This is a genomic window from Achromobacter xylosoxidans, assembly GCF_002192695.1.
Lineage (GTDB): Bacteria > Pseudomonadota > Gammaproteobacteria > Burkholderiales > Burkholderiaceae_B > Achromobacter > Achromobacter xylosoxidans_C.
On sequence record NZ_MTLG01000081.1, the window covers coordinates 157,584 to 183,001 of the forward strand.

The 25,418-nt window shown below is 66.0% G+C and carries 22 protein-coding genes; 11 read left to right on the forward strand and 11 right to left on the reverse strand.

Going from position 1 to position 25,418, the window contains the following annotated elements; genetic code table 11:
* Nucleotides 1-31 precede the first annotated feature (31 nt).
* Nucleotides 32-649, reverse strand: coding sequence for a cysteine hydrolase family protein (locus tag BRO63_RS18020; protein ID WP_088141090.1), 618 nt, complete (start codon nt 647-649; stop codon nt 32-34).
* A gap of 151 nt (nt 650-800) precedes the next feature.
* Between BRO63_RS18020 and BRO63_RS18025 the strand changes: the two genes are divergently transcribed.
* Nucleotides 801-1,751, forward strand: a complete 951-nt coding sequence (locus BRO63_RS18025; RefSeq protein WP_088141091.1) for a GlxA family transcriptional regulator — start codon at nt 801-803, stop codon at nt 1,749-1,751.
* An 87-nt stretch (nt 1,752-1,838) separates the two neighbouring features.
* On the opposite strand, the gene BRO63_RS18030 is transcribed toward BRO63_RS18025, so the two are convergent.
* Genes BRO63_RS18030 through BRO63_RS18050 form a run of 5 tightly spaced genes read right to left on the reverse strand, consistent with a single transcriptional unit; the run spans nt 1,839 to nt 7,937 of the window.
* Nucleotides 1,839-2,822, reverse strand: coding sequence for an NAD(P)H-quinone oxidoreductase (locus BRO63_RS18030; protein ID WP_256943343.1), 984 nt, complete (start codon nt 2,820-2,822; stop codon nt 1,839-1,841).
* On the reverse strand, nt 2,815-3,984 hold the full coding sequence (locus BRO63_RS18035) for an acyl-CoA dehydrogenase family protein (protein ID WP_088141092.1): 1,170 nt from the start codon (nt 3,982-3,984) through the stop codon (nt 2,815-2,817). Before BRO63_RS18035 ends, BRO63_RS18030 begins: the two co-directional genes overlap by 8 nt.
* Nucleotides 3,981-4,964, reverse strand: a complete 984-nt coding sequence (locus BRO63_RS18040) for a tripartite tricarboxylate transporter substrate binding protein (RefSeq protein WP_088141093.1) — start codon at nt 4,962-4,964, stop codon at nt 3,981-3,983. Before BRO63_RS18040 ends, BRO63_RS18035 begins: the two co-directional genes overlap by 4 nt.
* A 41-nt stretch (nt 4,965-5,005) precedes the next feature.
* The gene (locus tag BRO63_RS18045; protein WP_256943344.1) at nt 5,006-7,129 is read right to left on the reverse strand and encodes an acetate--CoA ligase family protein; all 2,124 of its coding nucleotides are present in this window, start codon (nt 7,127-7,129) and stop codon (nt 5,006-5,008) included.
* Nucleotides 7,122-7,937 carry an enoyl-CoA hydratase gene (locus BRO63_RS18050; RefSeq protein WP_088141094.1) on the reverse strand — a complete coding sequence of 272 codons (816 nt, stop codon included), beginning with the start codon at nt 7,935-7,937 and terminating at the stop codon, nt 7,122-7,124. Before BRO63_RS18050 ends, BRO63_RS18045 begins: the two co-directional genes overlap by 8 nt.
* Nucleotides 7,938-8,026: 89 nt before the next feature.
* Between BRO63_RS18050 and BRO63_RS18055 the strand changes: the two genes are divergently transcribed.
* The 3 genes from BRO63_RS18055 (at nt 8,027) to BRO63_RS18065 (ending at nt 10,467) form a co-directional block, all read left to right on the forward strand.
* Nucleotides 8,027-8,806, forward strand: coding sequence for an IclR family transcriptional regulator (locus BRO63_RS18055; RefSeq protein ID WP_088141095.1), 780 nt, complete (start codon nt 8,027-8,029; stop codon nt 8,804-8,806).
* A gap of 123 nt (nt 8,807-8,929) precedes the next feature.
* Entirely contained in the window at nt 8,930-9,673 is a 744-nt protein-coding gene (locus BRO63_RS18060) for an SDR family NAD(P)-dependent oxidoreductase (protein WP_088141096.1), read from the forward strand.
* A complete protein-coding gene (locus BRO63_RS18065; protein ID WP_088141097.1) occupies nt 9,667-10,467 on the forward strand; it encodes an enoyl-CoA hydratase/isomerase family protein in 801 nt (266 codons plus the stop codon). The genes BRO63_RS18060 and BRO63_RS18065 overlap by 7 nt, the downstream gene beginning before the upstream one ends.
* A 23-nt stretch (nt 10,468-10,490) precedes the next feature.
* Here the strand turns inward: BRO63_RS18065 and BRO63_RS18070 are convergent, their stop codons facing one another.
* From BRO63_RS18070 to BRO63_RS18080, 3 genes are read right to left on the reverse strand one after another with little or no spacing between them, the layout of a single operon-like run.
* A complete protein-coding gene (locus BRO63_RS18070) occupies nt 10,491-11,663 on the reverse strand; it encodes an acyl-CoA dehydrogenase family protein (protein WP_088141098.1) in 1,173 nt (390 codons plus the stop codon).
* A gap of 14 nt (nt 11,664-11,677) precedes the next feature.
* Complete coding sequence (locus BRO63_RS18075; RefSeq protein ID WP_088141099.1) at nt 11,678-12,433, reverse strand: SDR family oxidoreductase; 756 nt, start codon at nt 12,431-12,433, stop codon at nt 11,678-11,680.
* The gene (locus BRO63_RS18080) at nt 12,430-13,395 is read right to left on the reverse strand and encodes a tripartite tricarboxylate transporter substrate binding protein (RefSeq protein ID WP_088141100.1); all 966 of its coding nucleotides are present in this window, start codon (nt 13,393-13,395) and stop codon (nt 12,430-12,432) included. Before BRO63_RS18080 ends, BRO63_RS18075 begins: the two co-directional genes overlap by 4 nt.
* Nucleotides 13,396-13,585: 190 nt before the next feature.
* Here BRO63_RS18080 and BRO63_RS18085 point away from each other — a divergent pair, with 190 nt between their 5' ends.
* From BRO63_RS18085 to BRO63_RS18095, 3 genes are all read left to right on the forward strand, one after another.
* Nucleotides 13,586-14,356: an IclR family transcriptional regulator gene (locus BRO63_RS18085; RefSeq protein ID WP_088141101.1), complete on the forward strand. Its 771-nt coding sequence runs from the start codon at nt 13,586-13,588 to the stop codon at nt 14,354-14,356.
* Between the two features lie 101 nt (nt 14,357-14,457).
* Nucleotides 14,458-15,381, forward strand: a complete 924-nt coding sequence (locus BRO63_RS18090) for a bifunctional helix-turn-helix transcriptional regulator/GNAT family N-acetyltransferase (RefSeq protein WP_088141102.1) — start codon at nt 14,458-14,460, stop codon at nt 15,379-15,381.
* Nucleotides 15,382-15,441: 60 nt separating this feature from the next.
* Entirely contained in the window at nt 15,442-16,323 is an 882-nt protein-coding gene (locus tag BRO63_RS18095; protein ID WP_088141103.1) for a DMT family transporter, read from the forward strand.
* A 17-nt stretch (nt 16,324-16,340) separates the two neighbouring features.
* Here BRO63_RS18095 and BRO63_RS18100 read toward each other — a convergent pair whose 3' ends face one another.
* Nucleotides 16,341-16,913, reverse strand: coding sequence for an HD domain-containing protein (locus BRO63_RS18100; protein ID WP_088141104.1), 573 nt, complete (start codon nt 16,911-16,913; stop codon nt 16,341-16,343).
* Between the two features lie 129 nt (nt 16,914-17,042).
* A complete protein-coding gene (locus BRO63_RS18105) occupies nt 17,043-17,426 on the reverse strand; it encodes a hypothetical protein (RefSeq protein WP_088141105.1) in 384 nt (127 codons plus the stop codon).
* A gap of 229 nt (nt 17,427-17,655) precedes the next feature.
* On the opposite strand from BRO63_RS18105, the gene BRO63_RS18110 reads away from it, so the two are divergent.
* The 4 genes from BRO63_RS18110 to BRO63_RS18125 all read left to right on the forward strand — a co-directional run.
* Nucleotides 17,656-18,756, forward strand: a complete 1,101-nt coding sequence (locus tag BRO63_RS18110; RefSeq protein ID WP_088141106.1) for an NAD(P)-dependent alcohol dehydrogenase — start codon at nt 17,656-17,658, stop codon at nt 18,754-18,756.
* Between the two features lie 188 nt (nt 18,757-18,944).
* Complete coding sequence (locus BRO63_RS18115) at nt 18,945-20,954, forward strand: DUF4034 domain-containing protein (RefSeq protein ID WP_088141107.1); 2,010 nt, start codon at nt 18,945-18,947, stop codon at nt 20,952-20,954.
* 2 nt (nt 20,955-20,956) lie between these two features.
* Nucleotides 20,957-22,861 carry a M48 family metallopeptidase gene (locus tag BRO63_RS18120; RefSeq protein WP_088141108.1) on the forward strand — a complete coding sequence of 635 codons (1,905 nt, stop codon included), beginning with the start codon at nt 20,957-20,959 and terminating at the stop codon, nt 22,859-22,861.
* Nucleotides 22,862-23,550: 689 nt separating this feature from the next.
* Nucleotides 23,551-25,418 (forward strand): beta strand repeat-containing protein (locus tag BRO63_RS18125; protein WP_179215140.1); only part of this gene is annotated, 1,868 nt, incomplete at its 3' end.

Below are 25,418 nucleotides of genomic sequence, written 5' to 3' on the forward strand. Positions count from 1 at the left end.
GATGGGGAGCGCCTGGCGCCCCCCTACTCCGTCAACCCAACGGCAACTCCAGCACCTGCTTCGTCGTCATGATGTCGCCGAAGGTGTCATCGATGCTCGCCAGCGCCGCACGATGCAGCATCGCATGCGGCAACGCGGACTGTTCCCCCGCGCCCGTATCCAGGTCGCGCGTGGCGCAGGCATCGGCCGCCACGATCACCTGATAGCCCAGCGGCACTGCGTCCCGAGCCGCGCCTGCAACGCAGGCGTGGGTCATCAGGCCGGTGATCAGCAGCGTGCGCACGCCAGCCGCCTTGAGGCGCTGGTCGATGTCGGTGCTGGGAAACACGCTGACCGTGGACTTGCGCAGCACCGTATGGCCCGGCGCGGGACGCAGGTCGGGATGGAATTCGATGCCTGCGCTGCCGTCGGCGAAGACCGGGCTGCCGGCGGGCGTGGCGTGCTGGATGTGGAAGACCGGGATGCCATGCCGATCGGCGTGGGCAACGAGCTGCGCGGCGTTGCGCAAGGCTGCCGGGCCTTCGGGTATGGGCAGCCTGCCGCTGAAGTACTCGTTCTGGAAGTCGATCACCAGCAAGGCGGTGCTGGCCGGGTCGATGGACTGCGGGGCGGTGGCGCCGGCGATGGCGCGGATGGTCGGGTGGTTCATCGTAGGTCCTTGATCTGTAGGCGTTTAGTGTGCAGTTCACGCATGCGGGCGAACGGTATCAAGGATGCGCCATCGGGCGGTAGCCCGAAAGTGGCCCGAATACCAATAAATGATAGGATCGGGCCAAATCCGCATTCCTGCCCTTCCCGCCATGCATACCATCGCCGTCGTCGCCTTCGCGGGCATCAGTTCCTTCCACCTGTCCGTGCCCTGCATGGTGTTCGGCGACGACCTGGCCCGGCTGGGCGTGCCGCGCTACCGCCTGCTGGTCTGCGGCGAAGCCGTCGGGCCGGTCCCGACCATGTCGGGTTTCGATATCCATGTGCCGCACGACTATTCAGCCCTGGCCGAGGCCGACACGGTGATCGTGCCAGCGTGGCGCGATCCGGACGAGCGCCCGCCGGAAACCATGCTGCAGGCCCTGCGCGAGGCGCATGCCCGTGGCGCACGGATCATCGGCCTGTGCCTGGGCGCCTTTGTGCTGGCCGAGGCCGGTCTGCTCGACGGCCGCCCGGCTTCGACGCACTGGGTATGGAGTGACGACTTCGCCCGCAAGTACCCGCAGATCCGGCTCGACCGCAAGGCTTTGTACGTGGACGACGGCGACATCCTGACCTCGGCCGGCACCGCCGCCGCCATCGATTGCTGCCTGCATCTGCTGCGCTGCGACCATGGCGCGGAGCTGGCGAACCGGGTGGCGCGCCGCATGGTGATGGCGCCGCACCGCGATGGCGGGCAGGCGCAGTACATCGAACGGCCGCTGACGCGGGAGGATGGCGGCGACCCGATAGGCATCGCGATGGAATGGGCCATCGAGCATTTGCAGGAACCGCTGGGGCTGGACCGCCTGGCCGACCACGCCGGCCTGAGCCGCCGCAATTTCACGCGGCGCTTCAAGCTGAAGACGGGCACGACGGTGACGCAATGGGTGCTGAACCACAGGCTGGCCGCGGCGCAGCGGCTGCTGGAAACGGGCGCGTTGTCGGTGGACCGGGTGGCCGAGGCCACGGGGTTTGGGTCGACGGTGTCGCTGCGGCAGCATTTCACGGCGGCGTTCTCGGTGTCGCCTGCGGGGTATCGGAAGCAGTTCCGGCAGCGGTGATGGCGGTGGGCGGCCCGTCGCCGGCCGCAGTGCATTGGGATGCTCAAAAGGGGCAACAGCGATGAGGTCTAGCCAGTAAGTCCAGACTCATCCCACCCGCAACAACAACTTCCCGCTAACCGCCCCGGACGCCAGCCGCTCATGCGCAGCCTCGGCCTGACCCATCGCATAGACCGAATCAACCACCGGTCGTATCGCCCCGGCTTCAATCAGCGGCCAAATACGTTCCCGCAGCGCCACGGCGATCTCAGCTTTGACCTCAGCGGACCGAGCGCGCAGCGTCGCGCCGACTATGCTCAATCGCTTCATCATCATCCGGGCAATGTCAATCGACGCCATCCTATCCTGCTGAAAAGCGATCAACACCAGCCGCCCTCCAACGGCCATCGCGTTGAGATCGCGCGCGACATAATCCCCGCCTACCATGTCCAGCACGACGTCCACTCCCCGCCCGCAGGTCATTTCGCGAATCCGAACGGCAAAGTCCTCGCGGCGGTAATCGATGGCGGCAGCCGCGCCCAGTTGCAGGCACAACGCGCATTTCTCGGGGGAGCCGGCCGTGACGTAGACGGGGTGCCCCAGGGCGGCTGCCATCTGGATGGCCAGGGTGCCCACGCCGCTGGCGCCGCCGTGTATCAGCAGGCTTTCGCAAGGCGCCAGCCTCCCTAGCTGCCACAGCATGGTCCACGCAGTGAAGGCGGCTTCGGGGAGTGCGGCGGCGTCTTCCAGGCTGACGCCGCGCGGCGCCGGCAGGCAGGAGGTGGCCGCCGCCACGCAGTATTCGGCGTACCCCCCGCCGGGCAGCAGCGCGCACACCGCGTCGCCAACTTGCCACTGGGTGACGCCTGGGCCTGGCGCTGCTATGTGGCCCGAGACCTCCAGGCCGAGCAGGTCGCTGGCGCCTGGCGGCGGCGGGTAGCCGCCGTGGCGCTGGACGAGATCAGCGCGGTTGACGCCTGCCGCCGCAACTCGAATCAGGACTTCGCCGGGGCCTGCCTCGGGGCGCGGGCGGCTAGTCAGGCGCAGTGCGCCGGCCGCGCCGGTTTCCATGCAGGACATGGTGTCATGCATGCCCACGGGGCCTCCCTATCCAGCCCATTTGCTTGGCAATGACTTCAAGCATGACCTCATTGGCTCCGCCGCCCACCGCGACGATGCGCAGGTCGCGCAGCATGCGGGCGATGCGGTTGTCCCACATATAGCCCTGGCCTCCGAAGAACTGGGCGCAGGCGGACGGGATCTCCAGCGCCAGTTTGCCGGCCAGATACTTGGCCATGGAGGCGCGCCGCACCACGTCGTCTCCGGCGACGAGCGCCTCGCCCGCGCTGTAGGCGAGCGCTCGCAGGGCTTCGACCTGGGTGGCCATTTCGGCCAGGCGGTGGTGGATGGCGGGGTTGTCCATCAAGGGGCGGCCGAATGCCCGGCGTTCGCGGGTGTAGTCGGCCGTCAGCTGGACGGCGTCGTCCAGCGCGGATACGGTACGCAGGCAGGCCCACAGCCGTTCCTGCTGGAACTGTTCCATCTGGTACAGGAAGCCTTTGCCTTCCTCGCCGATGAGGTGACGGCGCGGCACGCGCACGCTGTCGAAGAAGACGGGGGCCGTGTCCGAGCAATGCATGCCCAACTTGCGCAGCGGTTTGCCGATTTGGACGCCGGACGCGTCCATGGGGACCACGATGAGCGATTTGTTGCGGTAGGGCCCGCCTTCGTCGCCGGTGTTGACCAGCAGGCTGATCCAGCGCGCGTGGGTGGCGTTGGTGATCCACATCTTGGCGCCGTCTATGACGTAGTCGTCGCCATCCTTGCGGGCTCGGGTGGCGACGGCGGATACGTCGGATCCCGCGCCGGCCTCGCTGACGCCTATGCTGGCCACCGCCTCGCCGCGAATCGCCGGCGCCAGGAACTCTTCGCGCAAGGCGTCGCTGCCGTGCGCGGCAAGGGCGGGAATGGCGGACAGATGGGCGCCGATAGCGAAGGGGATGCTGGCGCAGTGGGCATGGCCCAGCTCTTCGGCCGCAACCATCACGTAGGAGAAGTCCAGCTCCAGGCCACCGTAGCGGGCCGGCTTGTTGATGCCGAGCAGGCCCAGTTCGCCGGCTCGCCGAAAGAGCTGCGGCAGCGGGGCCTCGCCCTGCTCTTCCCAGGCGTCGGCATGTGGGTCGAGTTCCAGCCGGACGAACTTGCGAATTCCGTGGCGCATGTCCTCGTGTTCTGCGGTGTATAGGCTGCTCATGGCTTCTCCTCAGGCATGGGGCGGACCTCCAGACCGGCGTTCTCAAGCAGCCGGCGTTCGTCCTTATAGGCCTGGCGGGCGTAGGCCGCGTACTCTTCGGGATTGCGGTGCCAGGCGGTCTGGTTGATGGTTGTCAGCAGTTCCAGATGGCGCGGGTCGTCCAGCGCTTTTGAGAAAGCGGCGTGCAGTTTCTGCACGACCTCGGGGGGCATGCCTTTGGGGCCGACCAGGCCGTACGGGCTTTGCAGCACCAGGTCGATGCCCTGTTCGCGCGCGGTGGGCACGTCGGGCAGCGCGGGGCTGCGCTCCGGCTCCCAGATCATCAGGATGCGCGCCTTGTCGCCCAGGGCGGTCAGCGTGCTGATGGCGTCGGCGTTGACCGTGACTTCGCCGCCCAGCAAGGCGCGCGCGGTCTCGGCGCCGCCCTTGTAGGGTATGTGGTTCAGCTGCAAGCCGGTCTGGCGTTGCAGTTCCGTCATGCCCAAGTGCTGCGTGCTGCCTATGCCCACCGATGCGAAGCTGACCTCGCCCGGATGGGCGCGGGCGTAGTCGGCCACGTCCTGCCAGGTCTTGAAGGGAGAGTCAGACCGCACCGCCACGCCCAGCAGATAACCGGACAGCCCGGTGACGTAGGTGAAGTCGCGCAACGGATCCCAGTTGGTCTGCTGCAGATGCGGCAGCCGGAACACGCTGACCGGGGCCTGGGCCAGCGTATAGCCGTCGGCCGGCCCCTTGGCCGCCAACGCGCCGGCGGCCAGGGTTCCGCCCGCGCCGGGGCGGTTCTCGACGATGATGGGTTGGCCCAGTTGCTGGCTGACCAGTTCGGCCAGCACGCGCAACTGCCGGTCGGTGCTGCCGCCCGGCGAATAGGCGACCTGCACGGTGATGGGGCGTGCTGGAAAAACCGGCGCCGCCGACGCGGCCGCAACCACGGCAAGGCCGGCCGTCACGCCAGCCAACAATCTCGATAAGTGCAACATGTGTCTCCTCCTCGGGGCGGGTCCGCGCGGCGGCCGTCCTCTTAGCGTTGAAGAATCAAGGCATCCAGGGCGACCGCCCCTTGCGCCTTGGCCAGCAGCGGGTTGACTTCGATATCGGTGACATCCTCGGGCAGCGCGAAGGCGGCGCGCGATATGGCGGCAATGGCGCCGCATACCGCATCCAGGTCGGCCGGCGCCTGGCCGCGATAGCCGGTCAGCAGCCGAAAGCCGCGCAGCTCTTCCAGCATCTCGCGAGCCATGCGCTCATCCACCGGCAGCACGCGATGCGCCGCGTCACGGAAGACTTCGGTGAACACGCCACCCAGGCCTACCGTCATGGCCAGCCCGAACACCGGATCGCGCGTGACGCCGACGATCAACTCGCAGACGCCGCTTTCCATGCGCTGCACCAGCACGCCGCGCACCTCGCTTCCCGGCGCGTTGCGGGCTGCGTTGCCCAATATCTCCTGGCTGGCTGCCCGCACGGCCGCCTGGTCGCCCAGCCGCAAGCGCACGCCGCTGATCTCGGTCTTGTGCGGGATATCGGGGCTGAGCACCTTGAGCGCCACCGGGTACCCCAATTGCTGCGCGCATTGCGCGGCCTGATCAGGGGTCTCGGCGGGCTGCTCATCGCAGATCGGCACGCCGTGTTCGGCCAACAGGCGCTTGGCCTCGAATTCGTCCAGGCGGCGCGGGATGGCCCGCAGCGCTTGCGGCGAACCAAGGGCCTGGCGCAACCGCGCCCAATGTTCGCGGCTGTCGGCCATTTCAAACCACGGCAGGTACACCGCCATCGCGGCCACGGCGCGCGCGGCATCGGTAAAGACGGGCACGCCCGCCGCCTCCAGCTCGCCGCGCGAGCGGGCGCGGCCCGTATCGATCGCGATGAACAGACGACCCGACACCTGCGAGGCCTCGATCAATTCTTGGGCGATGCGGTCCAACAGGTAGCCCGTGCCGTACACCAGCACGGTATCCACGCCGTCGTCATCGGCCAGCGCGCCGAACACCTTGCCGGCGATGCCTTCGCGGTTGTAGAGGTTGGCGGTCAGGTCGATGGGGTTGCCCACCATGCCCAACTCCGGCGCCGTCTGGCGCAGGCGCTGTTGCAGGTGCGCGGCCAACGGCGGCACCTGCAAGCCGCTGTCGACCAACAGATCGGTCAGCAGGCCGCCCATGGCGCCGGAAATGGAAGCCACCGCCACTCGGCGGCCGCCGCGCCGGCCGCCAAAGCTGGCCAGATAGGCAAGGTCCACCAGATGACCGGGATCGCGCGCCTGCATGATGCCCAGCTGGCGGAACGCCGCCCGATTGACTGCCTGATTGCCGGCGAGCGACGCCGTGTGCGACATCGCCGCCGCCGAGCCTTGCTCGGTCTCGCCGGATTTGATCAGGATGAGCGGCTTGTCCGCCTGGCGGAAACGTTCGGCCACGCCGATGAAGCGTTCCCCGTCGCGCAAGCCTTCCAGGTAGCCGATGGCGCAACGGGTCTGCGGATCGTCGACGAGGTAATCCAGGTACTGGGCGAACTCCAGGCACGCTTCGTTGCCTGTGTTGATAAATTGATTGAAGCGCACGCCACGGTCCCGGCCCGCGCCGTAGATGACCGCGCACATATTGCCGCTCTGCGTCAGCAGCGCGACATGGCCCGGCTCGCTGGGCGGATAGTCCTTCAGCAATGTGGCGAAGGCGCTGATGGCGCGCGTGTTGAGATTCGCCAAGCCCATGCAGTTCGGCCCGCAAACCGCCATTCCGGTTTCGTTGGCGAAATCCACCAGTTCCTGCTGGCGCGCCGCGCCAGCTTCGTCGGCTTCGGCGAAGCCCGCGGCGTAGACAATCGCGGCGCGCACGCCCCGGTCATGGCAGCGCCTCAAGGTCGGCAGCACCGCCTCGGCGCCGATCGCCAGCACCGCCAGATCGGGCGCCTGCGGCAGCGATTCGACATCCGGATAGCACGTCAGCCCGTGCATCTGCGGGTACTTGGGGTTGACCGGATAGACCGCGCCGCCATAGCCGAAGTCGACCAGGTGATCGATGGCGATGCCGCCCAAACGCTTGGGGTCGGCCGACGCGCCGATGAACGCGATCGAACGCGGGTCCAGCAAGCGCTGCATGGGCGTGGCATGCGGTGGATGCGACGCCAGCACGGCTTCAGGCTTACCCATGGACGCTCCTCAGGTCCGTCTTGTTGTGCGAAATCACTTCCGTCATGCCACGATCCCGGATCTCGGCGAATTCAGAGGACGCGTGCGTGACCTGATGGGTATCGAAGTGCGCCTGGACCGCATTGCGGAAGCCCTGGATGTCGTAGGTGCGGTTGACCGACTTCTTCAAGGCCCGCATCGCGAACGGCGGCGCCTGCGCAATGCGTTCGGCCGCCGCCATGGCGCTCTCGTCCAGCGCATCGCGCGCCACGACGCGGTTGACCATGCCGATGCGGTAGGCATCGGCCGCGGTGATGCGCTCACCCATGAAGAGAAATTCCTTGGCGTGGCGCATGCCCATGACCCAGGGCTGGAACAACACCTCGGTGGCCGCCAGCCCCATGGAGAACATGACGGAATCCCAGAACCAGGCATCATCGGCGGCGATGATGAGATCCGCCATGTTCGCCAGCATGAATCCCCCGGCCACGCACGCGCCCTGCACTTGCGCGACAACGGGCTTGGGGCAGTCCCAGATGTTCAGGCAGTAATCCAGGTAGTGGAATTCCTCGTAGCGCCAGCGCTCCTGGGCGCTGAAGTCAGACCGCTTGGCCTGGGCTTCCTTCAGGTCGTGCCCGGCGGAAAAGTGCTTGCCCTTGCCGGCCAGCACGATGACGCGCACCGACTCGTCCGCGGACGCCGCGGCGACGGCGGCATCCAGGTCGATCAGCATCTGCCGCGTCTGCGCGTTTGCGGCATCGCCACGGTTTAGCCAGATTCGGCGCACGGCGCCGCGGTTCTCGATGATCAGGGGGCTGTCGTTTTGCATGTTGTCTCCATCCCGGCGATGTGCCGTGCTGGACATTTCAAAGGCTCGTGCGGCACACTGCACTCAATAAAATCAAATATGTGCGCAATATGAACAAGCCGCAAAAATCGGTGGAAGGCGCGCAGAGCGTCTTCCGCGCCCTGGATCTGTTGGGGTTGATCGCGCGCCAGCACGCCGACGGCGCGGCGCTGGCGGACCTCGTCGCGGCCACCGGCCTGGACCGCACGACGGTCTATCGGCTGGTCGGCACGCTGGAACATGAACACCTGGTCGAGCGCGACGCCGTCACGCGCCGCTACCGGCTCGGCATGGAAGCCATGCAGATCGGCCTGACCACCATGGACCGCGCGCCCATCCTCGACGAGTGCACGCCAGCCATGCTGGAGCTGGCGCGGGCCAGCGAAGACACCATATTCCTCATCGTGCGCAACGGCGACTTCGCGCATTGCCTGCACCTGGAGCAAGGCACGTTTCCCATACGCACAGTGACGCAACACGTGGGCGGCATGCGGCTGCTGGGACTGGGCACGGCGGGGCTGGCCTTGCTGGCAACCTTGCCGGACGCCGAGATGGATGCCATCCACCGCCGCCACCGCGATGAATACGACAGGCATGGCCTGACGCATGCGCGGCTGTCCAAGCAAGTTCAGCAGATCCGCGCCGACGGCCATGCGGTGACGGTCGACGTCATCACGCCTGGCGTGTGCGGCGTCGGCGTAGCGTTCGAGATCGGCCACGGCGGCCACGCGGCGCTGAGCGTGGCCTCGATCATCGACCGCATGCCCCCGCCGCGCCGCCTGTGGCTGGCCGAGCTGATGCGCGAGCAGCTGCGCGCGCGCGGCTTCACGCCGGTGGCCGGCATGGCCTGATCCGCGCGCCGTTCATATTGCGCACTTTTTCTTGGGCAAAGTTTGCGGCCTGTTGTCCCGATGGCTTTGAATAGCTGCTCCGAGGGCGCCCCACAACGCCCCGCACAGGACAAGGAGACAGCAATGCAAAGAACAGCGGTAGTGACCGGCGCTGCGGGCAGCATCGGCCAGGGCGCGGTGCGTAAATTGCTTGAACACGGAAGGCGCGTCGTCATGGTGGACCGCGACGAGGGCGCGCTGGCACAGGCCCGTGCCTCATTCCCGGCCGACCGCGTAATGGCCGTGGCGGCGGACATCGCGGATCCCGCCGCGCCCGCTCATATCCATGAACAGACCCGGCCCTGGGGCCCGGTAGCCGTGCTGGTCAATAATGCCGCCATCTCGCCCAAGCACGATGGCCTGGCCGCGGACCTGTTGAGCATGGCGGACGAGGAATGGGAGCAGGTGTTCCGCGTCAACGTCACCGCCGGCATGCGCCTGGCCCGGCAATTCATGCCCGATATGCTGCAACAGCGCTGGGGCCGCATCGTCAACGTGTCATCCCGCGCCGGCCGTTCGCACGCCAACGCCGCCAGCGTCGCGTACATGAGCAGCAAGGCTGCGGTCCTGGGCATGACGCGCTCGTTCGCTTCGGAGTTTTCGGGACGCGGCATTACCGCCAATGCCGTCGCCCCCGGCCTGGTGGAATCCGCGCTGACGGCGCGCGTCTCGCCCGAACTGCTGCAGCGCATCCGCGACAAGACGCCGGTGGGCCGCGCCGGCACGCCCGATGAAATCGGCGCCGCCATTGCCTTCCTGGCCTCCGAAGACGCCGGCTTCATCACTGGCGCCTGCATCGACATCAACGGCGGAGCGCTGATGTGCTGAGCGTCGACGGATCCGACGCCCCGCAGTTTGTCAGCCTGCAACCCGGCCGCATCGCCTATGTGACGATGCAGCGCGCCGGCGCGCTCAATGCCTTCGATGTCGAGATGACCGAAGCGCTGCGCAAGGCCTGCGCGCAGGCCTTGCAGGACCAGGCAACCCGCGTGCTGGTGCTGCGCGGCCTGCCCAAGGCGTTTTCAGCCGGCGGCGACACCGTCTGCATGCGTGCCGATCCCGCGCGCCACCCCGCGCGCATCATCGAACCGCTGCACGCCCTGATCAACGCGCTGGCGCAAACGCCCATCCCCGTCATCGCGGCGGTGCAAGGCGTGGCGGCAGGGGGCGCGGTCGGCTTGGCCTTGGCCTGCGACGTGGTCATCGCGGCATCGAACGCACGCTTCAACCTCGCCTATGCCCGCCTGGGCGCCAGCTGCGATTGCGCCGTCTCATGGGCCTTGCCGCGCCTGCTGGGCTGGCGCCGGGCGCTGCACATGCTGATGCTGGAACCCGAGTTCGATGCGCAGGCCGCACTGGGCTGGGGCCTGGTCAATCAGGTGGTGGCAGCCGCCGACCTGGAAGCCACGACGCTGATGGTGGCGCAACGTCTGGCGCAAGGGCCGCGCGCCTCCTGGGCCGAGATGAAACGCTTGCTGCGTCAATCCGCCGAGCTTGGCCTGCCGCAGCAGTTGCAGGCCGAGGCCGAGGCGTTTGCCCGTTGCGCCGCCAGCGCGGATTTCAGCGAGGGGCTGGCGGCCTTCGCCGAAAAGCGCGAGCCCGTCTTCGGACGCGGCGCCTGACCGCCGCCGCGTCCCCGCGCGCTTCAGGCGCGAGCCGCTCGCGGGCTGGTCAACCCCATTTTCTTGGCGATGATGGACAGCATGATTTCGTCCGCGCCGCCGCCGATCGAACCCAGCCGCGAATCGCGGAATGCGCGCGCTGCCGGGTTGTCCCAGGTGTAGCCCATGCCGCCGTAGAACTGCACGCACCAGTCGGCCACCTCGCGCGCCAGGCGGCCGGCCTTCAGCTTGGCCATGGAAGCCAGTTCCACCACGTCCTCGCCCGAGATGTAGCGCTCCGCCGCCATGTGGATCAGCCCGCGCAGCGCCTCGATCTCGGTCTTGAGCTCGGCCAACTTGAATTGGATGTACTGGTTGTCCAGCAAAGGCTTGCCGAAGGCGATGCGTTGGCGCAGGTAGTCGGCCACGCCGGCGATCAGATGCTCGGATCCGAGGCGGCGCGCGGCCGCCGCCAGACGTTCCTCCTGGAACTGTTCCATCTGATAGACGAAGCCCTGCCCCTCCTCGCCGATGCAATGATGCAGCGGCACGCGCACGCCATCGAAGAACACCTGGGCCGTGTCGGACGCGCAATTGCCCATCTTGCGTATCTTGTGCATCTCGATGCCGGGACGCAGCCGGCCGCGCTCTCGCAGCGGCACAATGATGAGCGACTTGTTGCGATGCGGGGCGCCATCCGACGTGTTGGCCAGCAGGCACATCCAGTCGGCCTGGGTGGCGTTGGTGATCCACATCTTGGAGCCGTCGATCACATAGTCCCCGCCGTCCTTGCGGGCGCGGGTCTTGAGCGATGCCACATCCGAACCGGCGCCGGTTTCCGAAACGCCCAGGCAAACGACTGCCTCGCCCGAGATCGCCGGCGCCAGGAATTCGCGCCGCAGGGCATCGCTGCCATGGCGGGCCAGCGCCGGCGTGGCCATGTCGGTCTGCACGATGATGCCCATGCTCACGCCCTGCGAGGACACTCTGCCCCAGGCCTCCGCCGCTGCGATGCCGTACGAATAGTCCAGCCCGGAACCGCCGTATTCCTCCGGCCGGCCGACTCCCAGGAATCCGGCCTGACCCAGTTTGCGAAACAATTCATGCGCGGGAAAAATCCCCGCGTCTTCCCATTCTTCGGTGTGTGGCTCGATCTCCGCCTCAATGAAGCGGCGCATCGAATCCATGAGCGCGTGGTGTTCTGGTGTGTAGAGCATGATGACTGGGCTACCTAGAGCATGAACATGCCGCCATTGACATCAATGACGGCGCCGTTGACGAAGCTGGCGCCTTCCGAGGCCAGGAAAGCGATGGCCGCGGCCACTTCCGCAGGTGTGCCGATGCGCCCCACCGGCACGCGCCGCGCATAGTCTTGCGCAACAGCCTGACCAGTGGTCGCTCCCAGCGTCGTGGCGATACGCCCCGGCGCGACCACATTGGCCGTAATGCCATAAGGGCCCAGTTCGGCGGCGATGTGCCGCGTCAACCCCAGCATGCCCGCCTTGGACGCCATGTAGGCTGGTCCGACCGGCCCCAGCGCGCGCGTGCGTCCGCCCGAAGACGACACATTGACGACGCGTCCCCAGCCGTTCTCCTTCATGGCGGGCAGCAAGGCCTGGCACAGCCGCATCGCCGACGTCAGGTTGATGTGCAGGATCCGCTCCCACTCCTGCGGCGTCATGTCCAGAATGTTCAGCGCCACGCCGTTGTACTTCGGCGCAATGCCCGCGTTGTTGACCAGCACCGAAGCGGCGCTCCAGCGCGCGCTCAGCGCTTCCTGGACCTGGGCAGGCGCGTCCGCTGCGCCCACATCCAACGGCAGCATCGCGACGCGGTCCGAGCCCAGCCTCGCCAGCAAGGCCTCGAGTTCGCCGGCATCGATATCGCAGGCCAGGACATTCATGCCAGCATCGGCCAGCAGGCTCACGGTGGCTGCGCCGATCCCGCGGGCCGCGCCGGTCACCACGGCGGTTCTGTTTGCGCTCACGGCTTGTCTCCCTTGGTTTGCGCCATCTTCTCGATCTGCGCGCGTTCCTTCACGTAAGTTGTCCGCGCCCAGCTATCGAAGGCTTCGGGCGTGCTGTAGGCGTCCTCCTGGCCCAACTGCACCAGCAGCTTCAGGTTGTCTTCCTGCATGGAGGCCTTGCGCAGCGCTTGCGACAGCACGGCCACCACCTTGGGATCCATGCCGGCCGGCCCCACGATGCCGTAGGGCACATCGGCCACCACGTCGGTGCCGGCCTCGGGCAGCGTGGGAACGTCGGGGTAACGCTGCGTCCGCTTGCTGCTCATGACCGCCAGCAGGCGCACCTTGCCGGCGTCGACCATCGGGCCGATGCCGCCCACGCTGGGCGTGGCCAGGTCCAGCTGCGAGCCGGTCAGGTCCTGGACCTGGTCGCCGTCGCCCTTGTAGGGAATCGCGTTCCAGCGGACGCCCTCCTTGGCGGCGATGGCCTCCATGGTCAGGTGCGTGCTGGAGTACGCGCCCGCGTTGCCGTAATTCAGCTTGCCGGGGTTGGCGCGGGCGTAGGTCAGCACGTCGGCCCAGGACTTGAATGGGCTCTTCGCCGGCACCGCGATCACGTAGGTGTAGCGCGACAGCATGCTGATGTAGGTGAAGTCCTTCAGCGGGTCGTAGCCCATGGGCTGCAATACCGGCAGCCGCAGGCTGGTGGGCACCAGCACCGTCAGGCGATATCCGTCCGGGGCCGCGCTGCGTATCGAGGTCAACGCCACCGAGCCCGATGCGCCGGGCCGGTTCTCGATGATCACGGGCTGGTTCAGTTCCTTGGAAGCCATGTTGGCCAGGCTCCGCAGGTGCACGTCGGTAGAGCCCCCAGGCGGGAACGGCACAACCAGGGTGATGGGTTTTTCCGGAAAGGCCGCCGCGGCGGGCGCGGCGCCCGCCAGGCCGCACATTGCGGACAACAACAAGGCCAGCAACTTCATCGATCTCTCCTTGGCGATCGGTTCGGCAAATCCGGCGGATATCGCCGGAGCCCATGGCGCCCTCGTCTCCCGGAGCCAGGACCGTCACGGCGGTCCTTTTCTTTCCGTAGGGCTGCATGCATGATGCGTGGTTGATTTAACAGAAAGCCTGCGCCAACATACAAACACCCTTACTGAGTTTGTGCGTAATATGAACAGCATTTCTCGCAGCAGCCAGACCGTCCAGGCCGTATCGCGCGCCATGGCCCTGCTCAAGCTGCTGGCGCGCCACCACGAGGAGGGCGTGCGGCTGCCGGCGCTGGCTGCGGCCGCCGGCCTGAACCGCTCCACGGCATTCCGCCTGCTGGGCAGTCTGGTCCAGGCGGGTTACGGCCAGCATCATGAAGACAGCGGCACTTACCGGCTGGGCATCAACGCCATGCAACTCGGGCTGACCGCGATGAGCCGTCCGCCCATCGTCGAACGTTGCCGCCCCTTGATGCAGGCGGTGGCGCGGGCCACCGAAGATACGGTGTTCCTGGTCGTGCGCAATGGCGATTTCGCGCACTGCCTGCACCTGGAGCAAGGCGCTTTCCCGGTGCGCGTCATCACCTCGCTTGCCGGCAGTTTCCGGCTGCTGGGCGAAGGCACCGCCGGCCAGGCCCTGCTTGCAACGCTGAGCAGCGCCGAGCTGCGCGACCTGTACCGCCGGCACGCGGCCGACTACGCGAGCAAGGGCTTCTCGGAAGGCCGGATCCGGCAGATGGTCCAGCGCACCCTCAAGAACGGCTACGCCACCGGCATCGACCTGATCACCAAGGGCGCCTATGCGGTCGGCGTGCCATTCGAGGCCACGCCCACGCATTACGCCGCAATCAGCGTCGGCGCCATCGCATCCAGGCTAAACGAAGGACGCCGGGCCGAGGTCGCGCGGATCATGAATGACGCCCTGCGCAACGGGGGATTTACGCCCTTCTTCTGAGACGGCGCCCTATCGGACTGTCCGCCACAGCTCAAAAAAATCTTCCAATACTTGCCTAAAGCAAATAATAATATGCTTTAGGCAAGCAATTGGACGTCCCCATGACAGAGCAATCGCTCTACGACCGCGCCGAAGCGGTCCGATACTTCAACCGCTTCTACACCCGCCAGATCGGGGTCCTGCATGAGCATCTGCTGGCCAGCGAGTTCTCGCTGACCGAAGTGCGCATTCTCTACGAGCTGGCTCACCGCCCAGCGCTCAGCACCTCGGACCTCTGCCGGGAGCTGAACCTGGACGCGGGGTATGTCAGCCGGGTGATCTCGGGCTTCGAGAAAAAGGGCTTGATCGCCAAGACGCGCTCGGCGGCGGACGCCCGCGTGGGCCTGCTGGAACTCACGGACGCCGGGCGGGCTGCGTTTGCGCCGCTCAATGATGCGTCGCGCAACGAGATCATCGCCATCCTCAAACAGCTATCGGAGCCGGCGCAAGCGCAGCTGGTCAATGCCATGAACGAAATCCAAAACCTGCTCGGCGACAAAGCCCCCCTGCCCTATGTGCTGCGCGACCCGCGGCCGGGCGACATGGGGCTGGTGGTGGCGAACCAGGCCATGGTCTATGCCCAGGAATTCGGCTGGAACGCGGAGTACGAAGCGCTGGTGGCCGAGATCGTGGCGAAGTTCATTCGGGAGTTCGACCGCGAGAGCGAGCGCTGCTGGATCGCGGAGAAGGACGGGAAGATGGTGGGCTCGGTCTTCGTGGTGCGTCAGGACGAGACGACAGCAAAGCTGCGCCTGCTGTATGTGGACGGCTCCGCGCGCGGGCTGGGCATCGGCCATCGACTGGTGGACGAATGCCTGCGGTTTGCGCGGCAGGCGGGCTACAAGCGCATGGTGCTGTGGACCAATAGCGTGCTGACGGACGCGCGCCGGATCTACGAGAAGGCCGGCTTCGAGCTGGTCGAGGAAGAACAGCACCACAGCTTCGGCAAGGATCTGGTGGGGCAGTATTGGGCGCGGGATCTGTGAGGACGGCGATGCATCGCTGCGGTCAGATGAAATCCGTGGTTGCGGACAGGCGCGCCTGCGATGAGTGAGCGCGCCAAAGCGGTTTGCGCCGCCGCCGTCACGGGCGCGCTGGTGGGCGCCGCGATGGTCTCCACGCGTGCAGTGTCGAACGACGTCTCGGCGGAGACCCTGGCCTTCCTGCGTTATGCCATCGGGGCGGTTGTGCTTGCCGCGCCCATGCTGCGGCGCTGGTCGGCGCGATTCACGGCCAAGGATTTCTGTGCGGTGGCGGGCCTGGGCATACTGCAATTCGCGATGCTCATCTTGCTGTTGAACTACGCGCTGGCCCGGCTGCCGGCCGCCACGTGCGCGCTGGTGTTTTCCACGCTGCCGCTGGTGACCCTGTGCCTGGCGATTGCCACGGGACGCGAACGGTTCAGCTGGGCGCGGCTGACCGGCGCGGGCGTGGCGGTCTCGGGGATTGCGCTGTTGCTACAGCCTTCTGCCGCCTCGGTGGGCAGCGCTGCTGATAGCTGGGCATGGGCAGCTTTGCTGGGCGCGACGTTTATCGGCGCGGCTTGCAGTCTTTTATATCGTCCGTACCTGCAGCGTTATCCGGCTATGTATGTCAGCGTGGTGGCGATGTTTGTCTCGGTCTTGTTCCTGGCAGGCGTCTGTCTGGCGCGCGGCGCGCCGCTATTGCCCGGCCTGTCGGGTTTTCAATGGGCGAATGTGGTGTTCATCGGGCTTTCCAGCGCGGTGGGCTATTTCTGCCTGCTGTGGGCGCTGAGCCGCCTGGAGGCGAGCCGAGTCATGTCGTTTCAGGCGCTGGCGCCGATCACGGCGGTGTTGATCGAACTGTTGAGCGGCTCATACCCGCTGACCTGGCGCCTGACGGGCGCTTTCGTGCTGGTGCTGTCCGGTGTCTGGTTTGGCACGCAGGAGCGGCGCGCCGCAGCTTGATTCGCGGCCGGGCTGGCTCAGGCCTGCGGATCAATACGCGCGCGCGTTTTCTCGTCCAGGATGCTGCGTACCAATGCAAACAAGGGATCCGCGTCGGTGTGCTTCTGGCCGTAGGTCAGATTGAACCCATAGTCAAAATCCGGCGGATTGAGACCCTGCGTGTGCTGCAGAATGGTTTCCAGCTTGTCGAGGGCCTTGACGGCTTTGGCTTCCGGGGTGACGGCATCCTCATATTCCTGCCACAGCGCCATGATGCCGGCCCGCTGTTTCTCATCCAGGGAACGGGTCAAATGCAGCAGGTCGGCTTTCTCCTGTGCACTCTTGTCCGGATACTGGTGTTTCTCGATGGCCGGAACGTCGCCATGTATGGCCTCGCCCAGATCATGGAGCACGCACAGTTTCAGGACCTTGAGCATGTCCAGGCCGGCCAGTTCGTCCTCGAAGGCCATGGCCATCAGGCACAGGCGCCAGCTGTGTTCGGCCGTGCTTTCGGGGCGGCCGGTGGACGTGAATCCGCTACGCAGCACGCTTTTGAGTTTTTCGGCTTCCTGCAGAAAGGCCAGCCGGCCTTTGATGTTCTCGATATTCATGCTCAATTCCAACCCAATGCGGCGCAGCCAGCTCAGCCATGGGCCGCAACTGTCAACACAGGGTCCTCCGCAACAACCTATAACGTTTACGATATTGCCACGGAGACTCGTGGGAAAGCCCGCCGCGAATTACTTCTTGGGTGCGAATATCACCTGAACTGGCGAGTTCTGTTTGAAGGTCTGGGCCCAGGGGCCATTCTTCGGCTCGAACGCCGGATGCCAGGCCCGCAGTTCCGTATCGGAAATCCATTCAAGCTGCAGTTGCTCGTCAGGCGTATACGACCGGAACTGCGTCAGCGCCACGATGAACGCATTGCACTTTTCCGACACGCCGGCTTCGACCACGGAAACCTGGGTCATCTCGTCCCAGGTCAACGAGCCGCGCTGCGGGCATTTACGGACCTCGACGTGATACTTCCCGCCTGGCGAAGGGAGATCGGCGATGATTTTGTCGGGACCGCAGGCTGTCAGCAACATGGACGACAGCAATACCAGCGGAATGCTTTTTTTCATTGAAAAGCCTTCTGACCATGTAGGAGGTCGATCCGTGAAAACCTGCGCATGATACCTTGCGACGCTTGTGTCATTGAGGATTGCCAGCATTTGCGAAGAACGCGCATTCGCCGCGCTTTCCACCTGCCGACTTATCTTGACCCACGTCAATTGACTGCGGCACTGCAGTTGGCCTGCGGACCGCTCCGGTTTAGCCTGAGGAATCACCCACCGCCCCAAGGAGACTCTGATGCCCGCTCTCATGAAAGCTGCAATCTTCGTCGCGCCCGGCCGGATCGAGCTGACCGACAAGCCCATCCCGGACGTCGGTCCCAACGACGCGCTGATCCGCATCACCACCACCACCATCTGCGGCACGGACGTGCACATCCTGAAAGGCGAGTACCCCGTCGCCCAGGGTCTCACCGTGGGGCATGAACCGGTTGGCGTAATCGAAAAGCTGGGCAGCGCCGTGATCGGGTACCAGGAGGGCCAGCGCGTGATCGCCGGCGCCATCTGCCCGAGCTTCACCTCGTATCCCAGCCAGGATGGCTTTCCGAGCCAGGACGGCGCCTATCTGATTCCCAGCGGGCGCTGCGGCTGCCATGGCTACAAGGCCACGGCGGGCTGGCGCTTCGGCAATCTGATCGACGGCACGCAGGCCGAGTACGTGCTGGTGCCCGACGCGCAGGCCAACCTCGCGCCCATTCCGGACGGGCTGACGGATGAACAGGTGTTGATGTGCCCGGACATCATGTCCACGGGATTCAAGGGCGCGGAGAACGCCAACATCAAGATCGGCGACACGGTGGCCGTGTTCGCGCAAGGGCCTATCGGCCTGTGCGCCACGGCGGGCGCCAAGTTGCGCGGCGCCACCACCATCATTGCCATCGATGGCAATGACCACCGCCTGGAAATCGCCAGCAAGATGGGCGCGGACGTGACGCTGAATTTCAAGAATTGCGACGTCGTGGCCGAGGTGCTCAAGCTCACGGGCGGACGCGGCGTGGATTCATCCATCGAGGCCTTGGGCACCCAGGGCACGTTCGAATCGGCCTTGCGCATCCTCAAGCCGGGCGGCACCTTGTCCAGCCTGGGAGTGTATTCCACCGACCTGCGCATACCCATGGACGCCTTTGCCGCCGGGCTGGGCGATCACCAGATCAACACGGCGCTGTGCCCTGGCGGCAAGGAGCGCATGCGCCGACTGATGAACGTGATCGCCTCGGGGCGCGTGGATCTGGGCTTGCTGGTCACGCACCACTACAAACTGGATGACATCGTCGCGGCCTACGAACTGTTCGCCAACCAGCGCGACGGGGTGTTGAAAGTAGCGATCAAGCCGCACTGAGCGCGGGTTTTTCTGCAAGGGCTCCGGGTGCCCGGCCATCCGGAGATTCGCCCTTTCAACACTTAAATACATTTTGAAACTTATATGTTTATTTTGTAGCTTTCATCCTTCACCATGAATCGCATCTGAGGCATCATTGGCCCGCTTCCGCCAACGGGCCGATCCCGCCCTTCCCCTCAGGTGCCTCCTTGCAATCCCTCACCGCCATCCGCCGCGACGTCCGCGCCCTGGTTCAATCCCGCGCCTACGCGCAGCTCGACGCCTATTACGCCGATCTGGAACAGCAAGACTGGGCAAATACGGAAGACCCCGGCGCACCCTATTTTGAGGCGGCCAATTCCGGCACCCTGTTCGACTATTCGACGGTGCCGTACCAGGACGCCTCGGATTTCCTGCAAGCCTGGATCGCCGCCTGCCCGAATTCGTATCACGCGCAGTTGGTGATGGGCAATTTCTGCTACGGCCGCGCGGCCGATATACGCGGTTATGGCTGGGCGGACAGCGTGACTCAGGACCGCTGGCTGGGCGCGGCGCTGGCTTGCGAGCGTTCAGCCGCTGCCTTGCTGCAGGCGATGGCGCTTTCCGCGCGACCGATTGCGGCCTGCGTGACGATGATGCAGCTGGCCGCCCATTTCAAGGAGCCGTATTGGCTGCGTGCGCTGTACGCGGGCAATCCGCCCGAGACCTTGACGCATGACGACATCGAGGAAGAAGGCCTGATGGATGCGGCGCTGGCGCATCTGGCGTCAGTGGGCGTGCCGCGTCTCGCGCAGGCGCCGCAAGCCTTGCCGGCTTGGCTGGCGCCGCGCGCCGAGCATGAAATGGAACAGGCCAAGGACTATTGGCTGCTGCGGGCCCTGGAATTGCGGCCCGGGCATCTGGGCGCCCTGACGGCTTACGCGCAATACCTGCAGCCGCGCTGGGGCGGCAGCTATGAGGATATCGACGGCATGGCCGGCGGCCCGCTGTGCACGGCGCTGTCCGAGCCGCAGCGCAATGCGATCCGCTGGATCGGGATCCATGACGCGCTGGACAGCTATCCGGAGCCGGACGACACCGAAGCCGTGGAAGAGTACCGCCGGATTTTTGAGTCGTTCCTGGCGCGCGAACTGCGGCCGACGGAGCGCGGCATGGCGCTGGGCTATTACGCGCAATTCGCCAGCTATTCGCTGCAGGACCAGGCCCGCGCCCGCGCGCTGCATGGCCAAAGCGTGACGGCATTCGGACCGAACGAGTATTTCGCGCAGGTGGACGGACCGTTCCGCAGTTTCGCCCACGTCAGCATCATCCATCACCAGCCCGACGACGATGGCGCGTTCAAGCGCGTGCTGGAACGCATGTGCGGCTGGGACCAGGTGGCCACGGCGCATGCGCTGGCAGCCGTGGCGCATCAGTTCGGCCGCTGGGGTTTCGCGCAGGATCCGGCGCGTGCGCAGCAGCTACTGGACCGCGCGGCGGTGCTTGCCGCCGACCAGATGGACGACGACTTCAATGTGCTGGCGGCGGCCGCGATGCTATGGGATGGCGGCGACCATGAGCAGGGATATTTCCTGACGCGTCAGCTGGCGGACCGGCGCGTGGCTGACTCGGCCTGCAGCATGTACGACATCCACCGGGGCTTCCGCGACAACACGCCCGACAGCTATCTGGACAACGAGGTGCGCGACCAGTGGCTGCAGCGCGCGGTGGAGGACGGCTCGCCGCTGGCCAAGTACAACATGGCCCATCGCAACATCTTCGACGGCGAGATGGATTTCTCGCGCCGCGAGAACCTGGACAAGGTCTTGTGGCTGCTGCAAGGCGCGCGCGAGGAACCGCGCGCGGAAGCGCTGGCCCGCCTGCGCATCGGCGTGCTGCTACGCGACCACGGCACCGAACAGGAACAGCAGGAAGGCGTGCGCGCCTACCTGCGTCCGTTGGTGGAGGAAGACGACGACTGGCGCGCCGGGCGCGCCAGCGCCGAAATCGCGCTGGCCTACACGCACGGCCGCGGCGCCAAGAAGAACCGCTTTGCCGCAATCGAATGGGCGCAGCACGCCTGCCGCCTGCAACCGGACGACGAGGACATCGAAGATATCCAGGCGCAGGTGATGAACTCGCACAGCCTGGTCAAGACCCTAGGCACGGTGTTCGGCGCCTATCTGGGCCGCGGCGGCGTGTCGGCCGAAGACCTGCCGCCCAAGCCGGCCGCGCAGTAGACATGGCGCGCCACGGCCCGGCGGGATGGAAGCTGTCGGCCCGGCTATTGCTGGGCGACGCCGCCTTGGCGGGCGCAGGCGTGGCGCTGTGCACCGCGCCCGCATGGCTGTATGCAGCATTGCCGGGCGTGCTGGGTGTGGCAGCCGCGGCGCTGGCGCTGCCCTTGCCGTTCGCGGGCTGGGCGATGCTCCGGCTGCCTTTCGCGGCCCGCCCGCCTGGCGCGGAAGATGGCATACGCCTGCAAGCCGAAGACGCGCCGGCGCTGTTCCACGAGATCGAGCAGATGCGCGTCCGCCTGGGCGCGCCGGCGCTGGACGCCGTCTATCTGAACAGCGAGTTCAACGCCAGCATCCGCCAGCACCGCCGCCTGCTGGGCCGCACGCGCAACGTGCTGTCGCTGGGACAGCCGCTGCTGGAGATGCTGTCGGCCGAATCCTGCCGCGCCATCCTGGCGCATGAGTGCGCGCATATCGCGGGGAGCCACGGGCGCTATGCCAGCCGCGTGTACTTTGCGCGGCTGCAATGGCAGGAAGCCGCGCGCCAGCTGGAACGGCGCAAGGGGCTGTCGACCGGGCCGCTGCGGCTGTTCATGAATTGGCACGTGCCGCGCTTTCTGGCAGCGAGCCTGGACTTTGCACGGGAGTGCGAGTACGAAGCCGATGCGCAATCGGCGCAAGCCTGTGGCGCGGCTGCGGCAGCGAGCGCATTGCTGGCCGTGTCCTTGCATGGCCGGGCCTTGCGCGAATATTGGCCGGACGTGTACGCACAAGCCTCTGACGCACAACCGCCCTCTCCACATGGGCGGCTGGCTGCCGGGGCCGAGCTGGCCTACCCTCGCGACGAAGCCGAAGCGCAGGCCTGGCTACATCAGGCGCTGTGCCTGCCGACCGCCGATCACGACACGCATCCTTCGTTGTCGGACCGCCTGGCTGCCCTGGATGCAGCGGACCCACGGAACGGCACGACGTCGCCCCGCCAGGAGCATCAAAGCACGGCGCAAACGAGCGCCAGGCGGCTGCCCTGGCGTCGCGCCTCGCCCAATGCCGCCGAAGAATGGCTCGGCAGCCAACGCCTGCCGCTGGCTCGCGCGCTGGACGAATCGCAACGCAACGCCATTGAACAGGTTGCTGGCGAGGTGCGCAACGAACGCGAACTGGCCATCGCCGACCATCATGAGCTGCTGCGCAAGCAGCGCCTGCGCGCGCTATCGGCCGACGAACGGGCGCGCATGGCCTGGTATGCCGATACGCTGACGGGCGACTCGGACGGCGCCGCCGCCCTGCTGGAGCAGAATCTGCAGGAACATGCCGGCCACCTGCCCACGCTGTGCCAGCTGGCCGCGCTGCAGCTGCGCCAAGCGGCACGCAAGACCGGCGGCGAAGCTACGCGCCTTGAGGCGAGCGCCGAGGCGCTATGGCGGCAAGCCGTCAACGAACCCGGCCCCCATCGCCTGCCCTGCCTGCGCCTGCTGACGGCCGCGGCGTTGCGCCGCGGGGACGCCAGCCAGGCGCAAGCCTGGCGGACGGAGGCGGACATGCTGGAGCGGAAGGCCCAGGCCGACGGCGACGACGCGCGCTATCAAGCGCATGGCTTGAACGAATCCGAATTGCGCAAACTCGCCGACACGCTGGATCCGCTGCTACGCATCGCCACCGGCGTCTGGGTGCTGCGCGACACCAGCAACGACAGCCTGGCGCTGCTGGTGCTGGCGCAGGACTCGGCGTGGGCCCGCGCCATCGGCAAGCTGACGGGCGAAACCAGTTATTTGCGGCGCGATTGCGAAATGCTGTTGGCGCGGCTGCTGCCGCGCCTGCGCCAGTCCGTCGAACCTGTGCTGATGGAAGCCGGCGATCCTTTGTTGAGCCTGTGCACGCCAACCTGCCTGCTGCGCCGAATCGGCGCCTGAGCGGTGCAGACACCGGACGCCGCGCCATTCACCATCGCTGCAATCCGCAACAGTATTGCTATCGGTTGTGCGAACAAGACAATGCTCTGCGCATGAACAGGCGGTTAAACGCGCCTCGCGCACGGCCATTGATCTACATCAATCGCACCCGGATTTTCCAGCACTAATCTGAACCTGACCTCCTTTGCAAAACCCTCGTTCGTGCATTTCCAGACCATGTGCTGAATCCGGAGGTCCAAGCTGCTCTGCCATGGAACAGAACTACTGAGGCTAGGCATTCTTTTTTGTCGGTTCGATCTGCCATGCGCGTTGCCTGTACGTCCCCCCTCCCCCTCGGCCTCGCCTGCCGCCGCGCCGCCTTGCGCGCGCATCCGGGCTTGCAAGCCGTCCATTGCCAGCCTTTGATCGGAATCGCTTCGGTTCCCTGATCGCCCGGCATTTTCATCGCATACCCGTGGTTCCCGTCTGAATGGACGGGAAGCCACACATCTCTGCGCGCCAAAATACGTCCCTATTTATTGTTGTAAAGACAACGATAAACAGGCTTATTCTTATCGCCTGCCCTTGCCGTCTGTTCACCACCCGGCAAACTCAATTGGCAGGTATTACGCGCAGACGATCACTTCACTGAATTTCTTTTGAATAAGTGAGTAGAGAAGATGCAGCCCTTGTCACCAATTGATGTCCGCTTGTCATTCAGGCTTTCCAGCGCATTCCTGATCGCGCTGGGCGCTTTCCCCGCTTATTCCCAGACCATCGATGGCGGATCGATAGTCACTGTTCCCGGGTCGCAGAGTTCGCCCTGGAACCTGGGAACCAATTCGCTGACGATAGGCAACACCAGCACCGGCACGCTGCAGATTGGCGCGGGCGGCGTGGTATCGAGCGGATCCGGCTTTATCGGCCGCCAAGTCGGCAGCACGGGCAACGTGACCGTGAATGGCATAGGCGCGCAGTGGACCGCCGGGCCGGGGCTCAATATCGGGAATTTCGGCACCGGCACGCTGGGCATCTCGAATGGCGGCCATGTAACGAGCACGACCAATACCTACCTGGGTGTTGCAGCCGGCAGCTCCGGCACGCTGACGATAAGCGGCGCGGGCTCGCAGCTGAACACCGCTGGATTCATGCGCGTGGGCCAGACAGGCACTGGCACAGTGCAAATCACCGACGGCGCTGTCGTGACAAATGGCCTTGGCTACATCGGCTACGACACGACCGGCGTGGGTACGGTGACCATAAGCGGCGTTGGATCGCAGTGGAACAGCAGCGCTGAACTCAGCGTCGGCACCACCGGCAAGGGCCAACTCAACATCTCGAATGGCGCCGCGGTTTCCAATACGCTTGGAACCATAGGCGCTGGCGCGAACGCGACGGGTGCGGTCACCATCGACGGCACCGGCTCCTCGTGGACAAACTCCGGGGTCCTAACTGTGGGCAACGCCGGCTCCGGCGCGCTGACCATCTCGAACAACGCCACGGTCAGCGCGGTCAGCGCGCGGGCAGGCGTGACCGCTGCTTCACAGGGCGTCATCAATATCGGCGCTGCGGCATTGGCTGCCGCAGCGGCGCCCGGCACGCTGACGCTGACAGGCCCCAGTCCCAGCCTGACGCTGGGCGCCACCGGGGCGCTGGTGTTCAATCACACCGACACCACCGGCTATGTGTTCACTCCGGGCATCACCGGCGCGGGCAAGCTCAGCACCTATAGCGGCACCACGGTGTTGACCGCCAACAACAACTACACGGGCGGCACCACGATAGCCGGCGGCACGCTGCAATTGGGCAATGGCGGCACCAGCGGCGCCATCGTGGGCAATGTGACGAACAACGGCGCCCTGACCTTCAACCGTACCGACAGCGTGACGTTCGCAGGCCTGATCTCGGGCAGCGGAGTGGTCAACCAGAATGGCACTGGCGCCACGATACTGACGGCCAACAATACCTACACCGGCGGGACCACGATCTCGGCAGGCACCCTGCAGTTAGGCAATGGCGGCACCACGGGCGCCATCGTGGGCAACGTGGCGAACAACGGGGCGCTGGTATTCGATCGCTCCAACACCCTGACGCTCGGCGGCCAGATTTCGGGCAGCGGCTCGGTCAGCCAGATCGGCGCCGGCACCACGGTGCTGACGGGCAACAATACCTACACGGGCGCAACCACGATCTCGGCAGGCACACTGCAACTGGGCAACGGCGGCACTACCGGCGCCATCCTGGGCGATGTGACCAATAACGGGGCGCTGGCCTTCAACCGTTCCGACACTTTGGCATTCCCCGGCCTGATCTCCGGCAGCGGCGTGGTGAACCAGATCGGAACCGGCACCACGGTCCTGACGGCCAACAACACCTATGCGGGCGGCACCACGATTTCCGCCGGCACCTTGCAGCTGGGTAACGGCGGCACAACCGGCGCCATCCTGGGCAACGTAGTGGACAACGGCGCGCTGGCCTTCAACCGCTCCGACATCCAGACCTTCGCCGGTCAGATCTCCGGCAGTGGCGTGGTCAACCAGATCGGTACGGGCACCACGATCCTGACGGCCAACAACAC